Genomic DNA, 15,077 nt, shown 5'->3' with positions numbered 1-15,077 from the left:
ATTTTGACCTGAACCCTCAGTGAGATTAATCTGTTATTCTATCAGGCCTTACACTAGAATGAAATAGCCCTGGATAAAGGGGATATCAAATCTGTATTATGTGAATCTATGCAAAAGCTCGGTTTATTTTTATTTATTCTATCTTTTCTACCGTGGTTGGCAGTTTTTTTTGTTGTGCCATTCCTGCAGCTGGACATTACCCAAAAAACTACTTTATCTTTCGTTCTGGCTGTTGGGGCAGAAGTTTGTTTTTGGATTAGCGTAGTGCTGTTGGGTAAAGAAGTAGTTACCAAATATCGGCGTTATTTGCATCCCCGATATCTTTGGAAAAAAACTTATAAATTTTAACCGTAGATGAACAGGGTTCGACGCAGATAATTAGCCGGGATGTTGGCTTTTATCTGCGGTCAAACTTAAGCTATTCGCTGAAAATTTGCAAGCGGATAGAGCGTTCTCCGTCTCCAAAATCTACTTCAATCTTTTCTCCCGAAAGACTGTCTAAGCATCCCAAAAGCAACCGCAAATTGGGTGTACTTGCTCCTGTATCCACGTACAATCTATCTGCCAAACTGCCTAAACGCTTCCAAATTGTGTAGAGTTTGACTACTGTTTGTTCTAGCTGTGCGGCTTGTTTTACAACGTCGGCCGTGGTTCCCAAACAGCCGACTCTCAAAGATTCTTCTAAGGCCATTTCCATGTCTAAATGAGACTGATTTAGAGCTTGCACTTGGGCGGCGGCGTCGAGATATTTTGATAAGTTCTTGGCGTCTGAAGTTAGCTGTTTGACAGTATCTACGTCGGGATTTTCTGCTACTTCTTTTTGAATTTCGCTTTGGTGAGATGGGGAGAGTTTCTCCATTTCTTTGACTAAAGGAGCGAGGTAGCGGGAAGGTAAAGAACCGCTAGATGCTTTTTCTTTGACTTCTTCTGGCAATAAATCTGAGTTCATTGCCATCCATTCGTCGGAGAGTTGTTTGACTTCGCGGCGGGTGATGCGATCGCCACTTGCTGCGGCATCTGTTACCATTTGCTGCACTTCGGGAGATGCTTTGGCGGTTTCTACAAAGGCTCTTTTGCTGAAGTTTCTAATGGAATTTGGGTCTAAATCTCCTTGCTGGATCAGAGTATCGGCACTATTAGCTAATTCTATCAAAGAATAGGCTTGACTTTTGCCAATTTCTCTTTCTTTAAGCCAGTTCAAAAACCCTGTGCCGCGTCCTTCGCCACCTTTTTTTTCTCTGTCTCGGACTGTTCGGAGAATGCGTCCCCGCCAAATGTCGGTTTGCAAGTCGAAGCGATCGCACACTTTCCAGGCATTGTCAACCTGATTTTCAAAATCAAATTCTGGTATTTGTTCGTCTTCGGGGTCTGGTAATTGGAAATTGATATCGGTAAAGCCGTTGAGGGCTTCTGCAAGTTCTGCGGGATTTAGGGGGACTTCAGCCATTAGGAAAAATTTGTGTAGTGCAACAGCCGGTTTAATTGGTAACTTGCACGGGTTGACAGTTGAGACGCTATATGTAGCGGTAAGGTAGGCAAGATTTACCTACTAATAGAGCTTTTGTGCAAGTCATATCATTATTGCACGATGGGGTGCGATCGGCGAAAAGATACCCAAAATCACTCCGGGCACGCCCCTGATGGGACTTGAGGCGAGTGCTGGCTGGGGGGAGATTGAGTTAAAGTGAATTAGGAAATTAAAGGAACTAATAAAATGCTGGAAACTACCAAACGTTACGAGCGCTCTATCCCTTTGTTAGCCTAGAATTGAGAAAACAAGCTAAAGGAAAAGTGCCAGGTCAGAACAAGACATCGGTAATATCATTACGATCGAACCGGGTAAGCGATGTGGGAAACCTTGTATTCGAGGTATGAAAATTACGGTTTATGAGGTGTTGGAATATCTCGCCTCTGGGATGAGTTATGAAGAAATTTTAGATGATTTTCCCTATCTTACCCAAGAGGATATTTGGGATGGTGTGAGTTTTTATTAAATAGTTATCATATTAGGTTCGGTAATCGCTAATAATGATTGTGTAGAAAAAGGGTAAGGCTCGCGAGCTAGAAGCTCGCACTGTAGTCCTCATTAATTGACCGGACATAATATTATCTCGCTGCGTGAAATCATGCCCAAAGACTTCTCCGGTAAAAATCTCCGAGGCCACAATTTCAAAGGTCAAAACCTGACAGGTGCAAAATTCATCGGTGCAGACATCCGAGGCGCAAATTTCACAAATGCCATCCTCCGAGAAGCTGACTTCAGCCGTGCTCAAGCTGGACTGCAACGCCGCTGGACAATTTGTCTAGCAACTATCTCACTATTTCTATCGTTAATATCGGGATTGATGTCAGGCTTTGCTAGTTTGTGGGTAGCAGTTTTTTTCACTCCAGATAACATCAAACAGTACACCATTATTCCCGGTGTGGTTGTGTTGATAGTTTTGGCAATCTTCTTTATACTTACTATCCGCCAAGGTCTAGGAGGAGGGGCAGCCGCAGGGGCAGCCGCAGGGGCAGGGGCAGCCGCAGCAGCAGCGACAGCGACAGCGGCAGCGACAGCGGCATGGGCAAGGGCAGTGACAGGGACAGGGGCAGCGGCAGGGTCAGTGGCAGCGGCAGTTGCAGGGGCAGGGGCAGGGGCAGTCGCAGCCGCAGGGGCAGCCGCCGGGGCAGGGGCAGTCGCAGCCGCAGGGACAGTCGCAGCGGTAGTGGCAGGCACAGGGGCAGTGGCAGTCGCAGGGATAGTGGCAGTGGTAGCGGCAGGGGCAGCCGCCGGGGCAGGGGCAGCCGCCGGGGCAGGGGCAGGGGCAGTGGCAGGGGCAGTGGCAGTGGCAACGACAGCGGCAGGACTAGGTATTTACGTTGCTTGGCGTGCTTTGGCTGGAGATGAGAAACAGGCATTGATTCGCACGATCGCCATTGCCTTTGCCGCTACAGGCGGCACTAGCTTTCGCAATGCAGATCTAACTGATGCCAATTTCACTGAGGCAACCCTCAAAAGTACAGATTTGAGAACAGCCAATCTTACTCGCACTTGCTTCCGCAATACAGAAAAACTCGATCGCGCGCGAGTCGGTAATTCGATATTAGCTGATACCCGCGTCCGAGAATTACTCATCACTGGCAAGGGCTACAAAAAATCATATTTCGGTGCGAATCTCCAAGGAGCAAACCTGACAGGGGTTGATCTCAGCTATGCTAATCTCAAGCAGGCTAACCTCAGCGAAGCAACTTTGCATCAAGCTAATTTGGAATTCGCAAACCTGACTGAAACTCAAGCCTTAGCAACAGATTTTACAAAAGCTTATTTTACAGGTGCTTGTTTGGAAGCTTGGAACATTGACGCTAATACAAAGCTCGATCGCGTTAACTGTCGGTTTGTTTTTCTTCTAGAATATCCCCAACCGGAAACTGGCGATCGCGAACGCCGCCCTCACGACCCCAGTAAATGTTTTGAACCGGGGGATTTCGAGAAACTCTATAAAAAGATTATGGAAACTGTGCAAATCCTCCTCAAAGATGGGATTAACCCCGAAGCTTTTGTCGCCGCTTTTAAGAAGTTAATGCGAGAATTTCCAGACATTACACCCGAGTCAATTCAAGGAGTTGAGAAGAAAGAAAACGATGTTTTACTGACTCTCAAAGTTCCAGAAGGAACTGATAAGGGTAAAGTTGAGCAAATTTGGGACGAAGTTTATCAAGCAAGGCTAGAAGCTCAAATGCGAACCGAGCAATTAAAATCTAAAGATGAAATTATTGAAATAGAAAGACATAACTACCGTCTTTTTCAAGACTTTGTGAGAGGAGTGTTTAGTAAAAATTTTGAGCAAGATGAACTTTTAAAGTTGACTCGGCCATCTGTTGATGTTAGTATTACTAATACTAATACACCTCAATCTAAATTAGAGAGTACAGCTATGAACCCAACCAACAGCAACAACATCAATGCTAGAGATATTAATCAATCAACTTTAAATAGCAATATCAGCGGTACAGTTACCAACTCGATTAATCAGCTACCAGCTTCTCCTCAAAGTGATCAACCGGGAATCAAAGAATTATTGACTGAGTTACAAACAGCGATCGAGGCTGAAACTGATTTATCTGATGAGGATAAAGCTGAAGCCTTGGAACAGGTAAAAGCTTTGGCAGAAGTAGGGAAAAATCCCCAGGAAAGCACCATGCAAAAGACGGGGAAAACGGCAATGAAGATTCTGAAAGGGACTATTGCTGGTTTACCTAGCGCGGCGACGTTGGTAGAAGCTTGCAGTAAATTGTTGCCCGCGATCGCAAGTCTCTTACTTTTACCCTAAAATCCAATATCAACGCCCAGTAAGTAATGGTATTTTTAGGGCGGGCGAGACGCCCACCCCACGAATATTCTTCGCTTCAATCAAAATGACAGCGCAGCTTACCGTTCAGATTTTCTCGGCGGTGTACCGTTAGCCCGCGAACGACGGATCAGCACGCTCATCACCTGCTTCGGATTCGCCGCACGTTGTAGGGGACTCCAATCGCCGACTTCGGCAAATCCCAGCCGATACAAAGTGAGTATGGTTTCCCTGACTCCCTTCGGCGAACCGACAACCGTTAACAGCACCACTTCCTGTTCGCATACTGCTGCTGAGTCGTCATTTGGGCGATCGGACAAGTTGTCGTCAGGCACTAATTCCTGTGACATAATATGTTCTCCTGGTTTTGGGTTTTCTAGGAAAACCCAAAAACCCAGCCGCCCCGCAGTTCAACACATAGCAGGGCGGCTACAGAGGATGTTAAGATACTCCGTTAGCCTCCAGACTGCTGTGATCAGTTTGGCGGTTAGCTGTCCATTGCTGTTCGTAGCAGCTTTGGGCAGTGCAACTAGATTTTCGGGCGACACGGGCTGCCTCCTCTACAAGCAAGCAACCTCTCACTTCAAAGCGTAGCGGCAGATGGGGGCCGCCGTCAATCGATTTTAGATTTTAGATTTTAGATTTTAGATTTGGGATTTGGGATTTGGGATTGAAGAATTGAACCCCGGACTAATCAGGGGACTTTGGGGGTTTTGATTGGGGATTGGCGGGTTTTGGGCGATCGCACCAATGAGACTCACAAAACGATCGCCTTTTCAACTTACCAACTACAACGGGGATACTTTATCGCGTTCAATCTCCTCGCGGGTAGCCGTTTTCCCATTCAAAATTGTGCCATCCTCGGGCGGATTTTGCGGGCGATCGCGTTTCTTAAAGCGATCGCGAGCCGAGACAACCACCACATACAGAACCGGCACCATAAACAAACTCAAGAAAGTAGAAACAACCATCCCCCCCGCGATCGCATTCCCTAGCGATCGGCGACTGGCGGCACCCGCACCTTCTGGATTAACCAGAGGAGCAATACCCAAAATGAATGATAAAGAAGTCATCAAAATCGGTCGTAAACGCTCTTGAGAAGCCTCAACTGCCGCCTTAGCAATTGAATATCCCCGCTCCCGTAACTGGTTCGCAAACTCCACGATTAAAATCGCATTTTTACTAGCCAATCCAATCAACATCACCAAACCAATCTGGCAATAAACATCATTCGCCAAACCCCGCAACGACTGAGCTAAAAGAGCACCCAAAATCGCCAGAGGCACCGATAGCAAAATAATGAAAGGATCGACATAATTTTCGTACTGCGCCGCCAACACCAAGAACACAAAAATCAGCCCCAAACCGAAAATAATCGGTGCTTGACCGCCCGATTCAATTTCTTCTAAAGAACTCCCCGACCATTCATAGCCAAAACCAGAGGGTAACACTTGAGCCGACACCTTTTCCATCGATTTTAGCGCCTGTCCAGAACTCGCTCCCGGAGCCGGAGAGCCAGTAATTTCAATTGACCTATATAAATTGTAGTGGTTAACAGTTTGTGCCCCCACCACCGGAGTTATCTTCACCAAATTGCTCAAAGAAACCATTTCATTCTTTCCAGAACGCACATACAATTTCCCAATATCTTCAGGGTTATCACGAAACTGTTTATCCGCCTGAACATACACCCGATAATTGCGCTGCTGCAGGTTAAAATCGTTCACATACTGAGCACCCAGAGCCGTTTGTAACGTACTGAAAACATCATTAATCGGAATATCTAGAGCCTTAGCTCGATTGCGGTCAACCTCCACAATTAACTGAGGGGTATTCGCAGCAAATGTACTAAATACCGCTTGCAATCCCGGTGTCTGATTTGCCTGCTTCAAAATCCCGCCCATAGTCTGGACTAAGCCATCTAAACCGCCGTTACCTTTGCGGTCTTGCAATTGAAATTGGAAACCCCCAAATTGACCTAAACCTTGAATAGCCGGCGGATTCACTGGGAAAATTCTCGCTTCGGGAATCGAGAAAAACTTACCCCGCAACTTACCAATAATCGCTTGTACAGTTTGATCTTCTCCGTGACGTTCTTCCCAGGCTTTCAGCGTAGTAAATATAATGCCTTGATTAGAAGTGCTACCGCTAAAACCAAATCCACCCACTGAAAAAGTCCCGACAACTTCAGGAAGTTTGAGGATTTCTGCTTCTACTTGATCCATTACTTTCTGAGTGTATTGCAGCGAAACACCTTGGGGCCCTTGAATAATTGTCATAAAATAGCCCTGGTCTTCTTCCGGGATAAATGCTGTGGGGACTGATAAATAAAGCCAAGCTGTTACTCCCAGAGAAGCGATGAACACGAGGGTGACAATAGTCTTAATTCCTGTGAGAAATATTAACGATTTGCGATATTGCCGCTGTACCCAATCTAGAACTCCATTAAACCTGTCAAAAACCCAACCCAGCGGGCCCCCAAACTTCGGTCCTCGACGCAGTAATATTGCTGAAAGTGAGGGCGTGAGAGTAATAGCAATAAAGGTAGAAAGCAGGACGGAAAAAGCAATTGTTAGCGCAAATTGTTTATAAAGCGCTCCTGTAGTTCCGGGGAAAAATGCCACGGGTACGAACACTGCCATCAACACTAAAGAAGTCGCAATTACAGCGCTAAAAAGCTCCCGCATTGACTCAAAAGCCGCTTGGCGGGCATTCATCCCTTGGCGGATCAGGCGGTCAATATTTTCTACTACAATGATAGCGTCATCAACCACTAATCCCGTCGCTAATGTCAGACCAAACAGAGATAAACTGTTAATCGTAAATCCGAAAACTTTGATAAAGGCAAACGTCCCAATCAAAGAAATTGGAATTGTGATGATAGGAATAATAGTTGTGCGCCAGTCTTGCAAGAAAACAAAAATAACTATAACAACTAGCAAGACAGCTTCAAATAATGTCTTGACTACTTCTGCCATCGACTCTTCTACAAACAAAGTCGTGTCCAGCGCTACTCTATGTATCAAGCCCGGAGGGAAAGCAACCGCTAGTTTTTCCATTTCTGTCTTGACGGCATGGGCAACATTCAAAGCATTACTTCCAGGCAGTTGGTAAATCCCTAAACCTACTGCATCATTGCCTCGAAATCGCAGAAATGAGCTGTAATTCTCTGCCCCTAGTTCTGCTCTCCCCACATCTTTTAATTTAACTAACGTTCCATTGGTCTCTGTTTTGAGGACAATTTCTTCAAATTCTGCTGGTTCTTTGAGGCGACTTTCAGCACGCAAGTCAATTTGATACATTTGTCCCTGTGGAGCAGGTTCTTGACCAACTCTCCCAGCACCAACTTGCAAGTTTTGTTCGTTGAGAGCTCTCGTTACATCTTGCATTGTGAGACGGCGAGCTGCTAATTTATTAGGGTCTATCCACAAACGCATTGCATAGCGTCTTTCTCCAAAAATTCGCACGTCGCCCACACCTTTTACCCGTTTTAAGGCATCTGCTAAATATAGGTCAGCGTAGTTGCTTAAAAAGATGGTGTCGTATTCTTTATTTTCGGTAAATAAACCGATCGCTAATAGGAGACTTGTAGATTGTTTGGTAACTCTAACTCCTGTGCGTTGTACGGCATCTGGTAATTGGGGTTGAGCAACTGCAACTCGATTTTGAACATCGACGCCGGCAATGTCTTTGTTGCGCGATGAATCAAAGGTAGCTGTAATGGTGCTGGTGCCATCGTTACTACTACTGGAAGTTAGATATTTTAGTCCTTCAACCCCGTTGATTTGCCTTTCTAGGATGTTGGTAACGGCATTTTCGACAATTTCAGCACTCGCCCCGCTATAGTTAGCTGTGACGTTGATTTGGGTAGGGCTAATGTCGGGGAAGCGCTCGATAGGTATGCTGGGGATGCTGATTGCCCCTACCAAGATAATAATTAAGGCGCAGACGCTAGCAAAGACTGGTCGTTTAATAAAGAAATCTGCAAACATTATTTGGGTAATGGGTAGTTGTTAGTTGATAATTCGTAATTTCTAATTTCTAATTAGACTTACGTCAAAAATTAAAATTTCCCCTTTTTTAATAGCTGAGCAATCAAGTAGTTTCACATACAGTACGTAGTTGCGCTTGTGCGCTCTTAAGAAGTGAATTAAGAGTGCTAAAGCGCAACAACATACCTTATTTTTTGCTTCCTACTGGTAATTTTTCCCCAGCTTTTTCCCCTTCCTCTTGAGCCATAATCGGAACACCGTCTGTCAGGTTAAGGATGCCTGCGGTAACAATTTTTTCCCCGGCTTTCAAACCTTGAATAACTTGATAATTATTCCCCTCAATGGCTCCCAATTTCACGGATTTTTGTCGCGCTACTAAAGGTGGCATCCCAGGTTTTGGCTGTTCCGGCTTTTGAGCTGTGAAGACAAAAGTTTCCCCACCTAAGCGAGTGACTGCTGTTACTGGAACTAAAATTCCGGGGTTCTGTTTCCAGATGACTTTAGCTTTTACAAACTGGAGATTAAGCAGTTCGCCGGTGGGGTTGGGAAAGGTGGCTTTAGCTAAAATTGTTTGGGAATTGGCGCTGACGTTGGGGGAGATAAAGCTGATTTGACCTTGGGCGATCGCCTTACCTTGAGCGTCGAGCATTTGTACTGGTAGCCCTAAGCGTAATTGAGGCTGCCGTTCCAAAGGAATTGATAACCGCAAGTCTAGCAATTGGTTCTCAGTCAGGGTGGCAAGGGCATCACCTTTTTGCAAGTAATCACCTACTTTCACTGGTATGTCGCCGATGACTCCTGCGAAGGGCGCGATGACGGCAGTTTCTTGTAGTTGTACTTCAAAGCCGCGCACTTGAGCGGCGGCCTCGGCAACTTGCGCTTCAGCTTGATCGAGCTGTTCTTGGCGAGTGCCGTTGGCTAACTGCGCTAATCTGCTCTTGGCTTGTGCAACTTCTGCTTCGGCTTTGGCTATTTCCTCTGGGCGCGAACCGTTTTGCAATTGCCGCAAAGCTTGCCGCTGCTGTTGCAAGGCTGCTGTCCGGCGCTCGATCTCGGCTTGTCTGTTCTTTTGTCGCTGCTCAAACCGCCTTTGAGCTTCTCGGAGGTTGGCTTTGGCGCTGCCTTCTTTTTGGGTGTATTGCTCAAGAGTGTTGGCAGATTCTGCACCTTCTCTTGCCAATGCCTGATATCTGGCAAGCTGCTGGGTGGCTAATTTTGCTTCGGCTGTGCTTGCTTCTATTTGCGCTCTTGCTTGGGCGATGTCTTCTAAGAGGCTACCTGTTTGGGCATCGGCGAGGTCAGCTTCAGCTTGGCTAACGCGGGCTTGGGCTTGACCAATTTCTTCTGGCCGAGAGCCCGATCGCAGTTGGGCGAGGTTGGCTTGGGCTTGCGCGACTTGGGCTTGAGCTTGGGCGATTTCTTCGGGCCTGGTTCCTGCTTGCAACTCGGCTAAGTGGGATTGAGCGCGGATCAGGTTGGCTTGAGATTGCCTCAAGTCAGCTTGGGCGCTGTCGCTTTTCATGCGGGCGATGGCTTGTCCTTTGTTTATGAAGTCCCCGGATTTGACAAAAATCTCGGTGACTAGCCCTTCTGCTTCGGGTTTGATTTCTACCGAACGCTTGGCCTCTAAGCTGCTGACAAATTCGGAGGCTTCTTGGACTGAGCTGGTTTGTACGGCTGCGAGCTTGACTGGTATGCCTGGGGGTTGGGCTGCTGCTGCCGGTTGCTGTGCGCGATTATGACCCGATTGCCACGAGTACCAGCCGAAACCTGCTGCGCCTGTGGCGATCGCGATCGCGGCAATTAGGGGCCAGCGCGATCGTGGTTTAGCAGCACGTTCGGGGCGATCGGCAACGGCTGCAAAATCTTCTGGTTGATCGCTGTCTGCATCGGTTGGGTGCAGTTCGGGTTTAGCAACAGGTTGGGGGCGATCGGCAACGGCTGCAAAATCTTCTGGTCGATCGTTGTCTGCATCAATTGGGTGCAGTTCCGGTGTGGGAGATTTTTGCTTTTCAGCTTCAACGACGGATTCTGGGGATTTAGAATAACTCATTGGCAGCACCACTTAGATTTTTTTTAACTTCTGACTGAGACTTGGGCGAAATCTTTGATTTTCCGGCGTTCCTCTCAAACATGGGGGAATAAGGACAAGGGATTTTAAAGATGATGGAATCGGGAAAGTCTCTTTTTAATGAGGTTGGAGTATGTGCAGGGCTTTAGTCTCATCACAGTTAGCCCAGCCTGATGGTGATTATTTTTAGGAAAGCTTCTTGTTATTTCTCAAAAGTTACGATGGCAGGCAAGATTGCACATCCTTCTTATGACTCACCTGAGTGGGTGAGTTGGAAAGATTTTTCCTTGGAGTCGGCGGATTTAGCGAAGGTTGGGGAGTCACGCACTCCGGCGATCGCACTTTTTTCCTTGGCTAGTTGCTCGGTTAACCACTCTATCTCTGACGCCAGCACTGACTTGCAGCGATCGCGAGAGGCAAATTGATAGTCATCTGTTAGTGGATATTCGCTCTTGAGACTTTCGATGTAGTCTTGCCGGGTGTAGCAGGCTCGCAAGCGGTGTTCCAATAGCTTCAGCCGTTCAGCAGGCTCTAAGTCGCCAAAAAAGAAAAACTTGATTTGGAACCGGGAACCACTGTTAACCCAGCTTTCTTGAGGGTGTTCGAGCATTTTTTGCCGCCAGAGTTCGCGCCCTTGGGCGGTAATTCCGTAGATTTTGCGCGGACATCCCGCATCTCCGGCTTCTTCGGCAATTGTCGCAATCTGGCCTCGCTCTTCCAAGCGCTTCAGGAGTGGGTAAATCGCTCCATAGTTGACGCTGATGCAACTGCTCATAAACAGCTCCAGTTTTTGCTTTAGCCGATAGCCGTGCATGGGTTGCAACTGTAGCAGTCCAAGGGCTGATAATTCAAGCATTTATATCAATTTGATATTATAGTCTGGATTATATCACTATATCGGATTCAAGGGCGATCGGGTCAATCGATTTTAGATTTTAGATTTTAGATTTTCGATTGACTTGCGCGAGATAAATGCGGGGGCTTGAGGATTTTCGATTTTCGATTTGGGATTGATTCCACGGATAGATCACGTGGCGGGTACCATCAAGAAATTCCTGGTCACTACCTAGTTTCAAAGAAAATTGACACTTGAGTACATAGTTAATAAATTTTGTCAATCCCCTTAAGATATACTTTTCAATATCTAGAGTGAATTTTCTTGTGGAACAGGCATCTTGCCTGTTCTTGAGAGTGGTGCAATATCTCAGATTTATGCCACATATCTCTTCTTGGCAAGAGGATCAGAACCTTTATTGGTAGGGGTTGGTTGAATTTTTCAACATTGATGGCAGCCACTGTTTTTTCGTAGCCAATAATCCTCTTGTTTCTCTTAAGTATTGCTGCGAAAAAAGGGTGTGTTTTCTTTCCAATCTCCCTGTTTTTAATCTACGGAGATGTGATATATTCGCTCTTTTTTTTGACTCGTAAAAAAAGCAACGCACCTATGGATACTTAAACCCAGATGTTTTTTGTCAGTTCGCAATCATCCTCAAAGAGGATTTTTTAGGAAAACTTTTCCGATTATATGCTATCACTATGAATGACATAAAGAGAGGGATTTATCTTGCTCATCACACCCAATTTAACGCCCTGTAATTACTTGAAATAGCCAGCCAAAAAGCATCACGCTCAAGAAAATCACGCCTCCGACAATTAATATCAAACCCAACAGCAACGCCGCCACAAATAGCCAATCGGCTTTTTTGCCTTGTTCAGGGGAACCTAAATGAGCATCCAGCAATTCTATATTTTTGACATTAGCTTTCCAAGCAACATCCAACAAATCTCCGGCTACCGGTACAGTACCAGCCACTGTATCAAACACGATATTAGCTGCCATTTTTACTAAGGTCTCTTGAGGCACTCCCATTTGAGCGGATTTGAAGACAACATATCCTGCAAAAATTGAACTGATTACATCGCCGCCGCCCGGTATCAGTCCCAGTATAGGATCGAGTCCGATGCGGTACTTTGTGCCGGGAATCGGAATTGCATTGTCTAGTAAATGGCTGATCCGGCGCAGTCGGCGCAAGGATGCTACATGAGATGGGCTGGGGTTATTTGGGGAGGAACTTTGTATAGGAGAAGGTGACATTTAATGGCTCTCGATTGCGATATTACTGCTAGTTTATGATATTTATTGAAGCATATTCAATTTTTTTCACTATGCCTCAAGCAGATTTTTACTGATTTTGGGCGATCGCCTTTTGTTTGTTTTTGAATGCACAGAAACCCGGTTTCTGTTCAAAACCGGGTTTCTTGCTTCTAGCTGGGGGCTTTTAATTTAGCCTGTTATTTGTTGCCTTCAGTGAAGTCGGCGTCAATCACGTCGTCGCCGCCGCCTGTCGGGCCACCGTCTCCGTAGCCGCCGGGGCCACCAGGGCCGTCAGTTGGGCCGCCTGCTTGCTGGTACAGGTTGCTGCTGACAGCGTAGAATGCTTGCTGCAACTCTGTTGTTAGGGTTTTGATGCGATCGTCATCTTCACTACCAATGGCCTCGCGCAAGTCTTTGAGCAACCCTTCAATCTTAGTTTTGTCATCAGCGGGAACTTTATCGCCCAATTCTGCTAACTGCTTCTCGATTTGATAGGCTTGAGAATCAGCTTGGTTTTTGCGATCGATCCTTTCGCGACGTTCCTTGTCAGCAGAAGCATTGGATTCGGCTTCCTTCACCATGCGCTCGACTTCATTGCTGGGCAAAGTAGAAGCACCAGTAATGCTAATCGATTGCTCCTTGCCAGTACCTTTATCCTTAGCAGCTACATTCAAAATACCGTTAGCATCGATATCGAAAGTAACTTCAATTTGAGGTACGCCACGGGGGGCTGGTGGAACTCCATCTAAGCGGAAGGTTCCCAAATCCTTGTTATCATTCGCCATTTCCCGTTCGCCTTGCAAAACGTGAATTTCCACGTTTGTTTGGCCATCTACAGCAGTCGAGAAAGTTTCCGACTTCTTGGTAGGAATAGTGGTGTTGCGGGGAATGATTTTGGTCATCACGCCACCCAAGGTTTCGACGCCGAGAGACAGCGGAGTAACGTCGAGCAACAAGATGTCTTTGACTTCGCCGGAGAGTACGCCGGCTTGAATTGCTGCACCGACTGCGACCACTTCATCCGGGTTTACCGTTTGGTTGGGGTCTTTGCCAAGAAGCTTTTTAACCAGTTCTTGCACCGCAGGAATGCGCGTAGAACCACCAACTAAGACGACTTCATTAATTGCAGATTTGTCTAATTTGGCGTCGCGGATCGCATTTTCAACAGGGATGCGGGAGCGATCGATCAAATCCGAGCACAGTTCTTCAAACTTGCCCCGCGTCAAAGTCGTGTCCAAGTGTTTTGGCCCGTCTTGAGTCGCGGTAATAAACGGCAGGTTGATTTCTGCTTGGGTAACGCTTGAAAGCTCAATCTTGGCTTTTTCTGCAGCTTCCGTCAGGCGTTGCAGTGCTTGTTTGTCTTTGCGAAGATCAATGCCTTCGGCTCTTTGGAATTCATTAGCGATGAAATCAACAATTTTTTTATCGAAATCGTCACCGCCGAGGTGAGTGTCTCCAGAAGTTGCTAACACTTCAAACACGCCGTCGCCTACTTCGAGAATAGATACGTCGAAAGTACCGCCACCTAAGTCAAATACGAGGATGGTTTCGTTGCTCTTTTTATCTAACCCGTAAGCTAAAGCTGCTGCTGTAGGTTCGTTAATAATCCGCAGCACTTCTATACCGGCAATTTTTCCCGCGTCTTTCGTAGCTTGGCGCTGGGAGTCGTTAAAGTAAGCGGGAACAGTAATTACCGCTTGGGTAACAGTTTCGCCGAGGTATTTGCTGGCGTCTTCTACGAGTTTGCGGAGAACTTGTGCAGAAATTTCTTCTGGGGCAAATTGCTTGCCACGGGCGGGACAGTCTAGTTTGAGGCTGTTGCCGACTTTGAGAACTTTGTAGGAAACTTCAGTGGTTTCGTGGGTTACTTCATCAACCCGACGCCCGATAAACCGTTTTACTGAGTAAAAGGTGTTTTCGGCGTTCATCACGGCTTGACGCTTGGCGATTTGTCCGACAAGTTGATCCCCATTTTTAGCGTATGCTACTACAGAAGGTGTGGTGCGACCCCCTTCGGCGTTGGCTATGACGGTGGGTTTGCCGCCTTCCATAACTGCGACGCAGGAGTTTGTCGTACCTAAGTCAATTCCAACTACTTTTCCCATAGGGGTGTTCCGGCTCCAATCTCTACAAAATTTTGGTTTTCTATCTGTGTGATAGTCTGGTTATTCAGGACTGCGATTTCACCTGTGGGGGGTGTACGGATAGTGAGTCCTGCTTTAATACAGTCTTAGATAGGTGCTTATCTCTATACTGCGGGTGGTTAGACCAGGCGATGAAGGCGTGTTTACCGAACCTTTTGGGGGACGGTTGCATTCATGAGGTTTACACCGCTACAGTTGTTGACTGCTTTTCTTTACTCTTCCTAATGTACGGTGTGCGATCGATTCGGGTATTGTGGCAAACCGTATACGTTGTGTTGTGTTTGCCGTCTTATGTGTATAAATTTTGTTTGGTTGGTAGGGGCGATCGGTTTTTTGGCTTCAAATCAGGTTTAATATCATTTCCGGTTACACCGGAATGATGTTGACGGTTGACGGTTGACAGTGAACAGCGAACAGCGAACAGCGAACAGCGAACAGCGAACA

The 15,077-nt window shown here is 46.6% G+C and carries 11 protein-coding genes; 4 read left to right on the top strand and 7 right to left on the bottom strand.

Features of this window, described 5'->3' with window-relative positions; all coding sequences use genetic code 11:
• Positions 1–108: 108 nt before the first annotated feature.
• Positions 109–348, top strand: a complete 240-nt coding sequence (locus Q5691_RS17790) for a transporter suffix domain-containing protein (protein ID WP_333345979.1) — start codon at positions 109–111, stop codon at positions 346–348.
• A gap of 70 nt (positions 349–418) precedes the next feature.
• Here Q5691_RS17790 and Q5691_RS17785 read toward each other — a convergent pair whose 3' ends face one another.
• The gene (locus Q5691_RS17785) at positions 419–1,447 is read right to left on the bottom strand and encodes a hypothetical protein (RefSeq protein ID WP_333080450.1); all 1,029 of its coding nucleotides are present in this window, start codon (positions 1,445–1,447) and stop codon (positions 419–421) included.
• A gap of 364 nt (positions 1,448–1,811) precedes the next feature.
• Here Q5691_RS17785 and Q5691_RS17780 point away from each other — a divergent pair, with 364 nt between their 5' ends.
• Both Q5691_RS17780 and Q5691_RS17775 read left to right on the top strand, forming a co-directional pair.
• On the top strand, positions 1,812–1,994 hold the full coding sequence (locus Q5691_RS17780; RefSeq protein WP_333345982.1) for a DUF433 domain-containing protein: 183 nt from the start codon (positions 1,812–1,814) through the stop codon (positions 1,992–1,994).
• 132 nt (positions 1,995–2,126) lie between these two features.
• Positions 2,127–4,313, top strand: a complete 2,187-nt coding sequence (locus Q5691_RS17775; protein ID WP_333345976.1) for a pentapeptide repeat-containing protein — start codon at positions 2,127–2,129, stop codon at positions 4,311–4,313.
• A 98-nt stretch (positions 4,314–4,411) separates the two neighbouring features.
• Here the strand turns inward: Q5691_RS17775 and Q5691_RS17770 are convergent, their stop codons facing one another.
• Positions 4,412–4,681 (bottom strand): hypothetical protein, encoded by a 270-nt coding sequence (locus Q5691_RS17770; protein ID WP_333210782.1) that lies wholly within the window; start codon positions 4,679–4,681, stop codon positions 4,412–4,414.
• Between the two features lie 88 nt (positions 4,682–4,769).
• Between Q5691_RS17770 and Q5691_RS17765 the strand changes: the two genes are divergently transcribed.
• Positions 4,770–4,925 (top strand): hypothetical protein, encoded by a 156-nt coding sequence (locus Q5691_RS17765; protein ID WP_333345973.1) that lies wholly within the window; start codon positions 4,770–4,772, stop codon positions 4,923–4,925.
• A 194-nt stretch (positions 4,926–5,119) separates the two neighbouring features.
• Here the strand turns inward: Q5691_RS17765 and Q5691_RS17760 are convergent, their stop codons facing one another.
• The 5 genes from Q5691_RS17760 to dnaK all read right to left on the bottom strand — a co-directional run bounded on the left by Q5691_RS17760 (position 5,120) and on the right by dnaK (position 14,594).
• Positions 5,120–8,323, bottom strand: coding sequence for an efflux RND transporter permease subunit (locus Q5691_RS17760; RefSeq protein WP_333345970.1), 3,204 nt, complete (start codon positions 8,321–8,323; stop codon positions 5,120–5,122).
• Positions 8,324–8,510: 187 nt separating this feature from the next.
• Positions 8,511–10,376, bottom strand: coding sequence for an efflux RND transporter periplasmic adaptor subunit (locus tag Q5691_RS17755; protein ID WP_333310732.1), 1,866 nt, complete (start codon positions 10,374–10,376; stop codon positions 8,511–8,513).
• Between the two features lie 265 nt (positions 10,377–10,641).
• Positions 10,642–11,250 carry a PadR family transcriptional regulator gene (locus tag Q5691_RS17750; RefSeq protein ID WP_333310730.1) on the bottom strand — a complete coding sequence of 203 codons (609 nt, stop codon included), beginning with the start codon at positions 11,248–11,250 and terminating at the stop codon, positions 10,642–10,644.
• A gap of 726 nt (positions 11,251–11,976) precedes the next feature.
• Positions 11,977–12,489, bottom strand: coding sequence for a DUF4112 domain-containing protein (locus tag Q5691_RS17745; protein WP_333345967.1), 513 nt, complete (start codon positions 12,487–12,489; stop codon positions 11,977–11,979).
• A 197-nt stretch (positions 12,490–12,686) separates the two neighbouring features.
• Positions 12,687–14,594 (bottom strand): molecular chaperone DnaK, encoded by a 1,908-nt coding sequence (dnaK, locus tag Q5691_RS17740; protein WP_333310727.1) that lies wholly within the window; start codon positions 14,592–14,594, stop codon positions 12,687–12,689.
• Positions 14,595–15,077: the final 483 nt, after the last annotated feature.

The organism is Microcoleus sp. w1-18aA5 (genome assembly GCF_036701705.1).
Classification (GTDB): Bacteria; Cyanobacteriota; Cyanobacteriia; order Cyanobacteriales; family Microcoleaceae; genus Microcoleus.
This window is presented reverse-complemented; position numbering and strand designations above follow the sequence as displayed.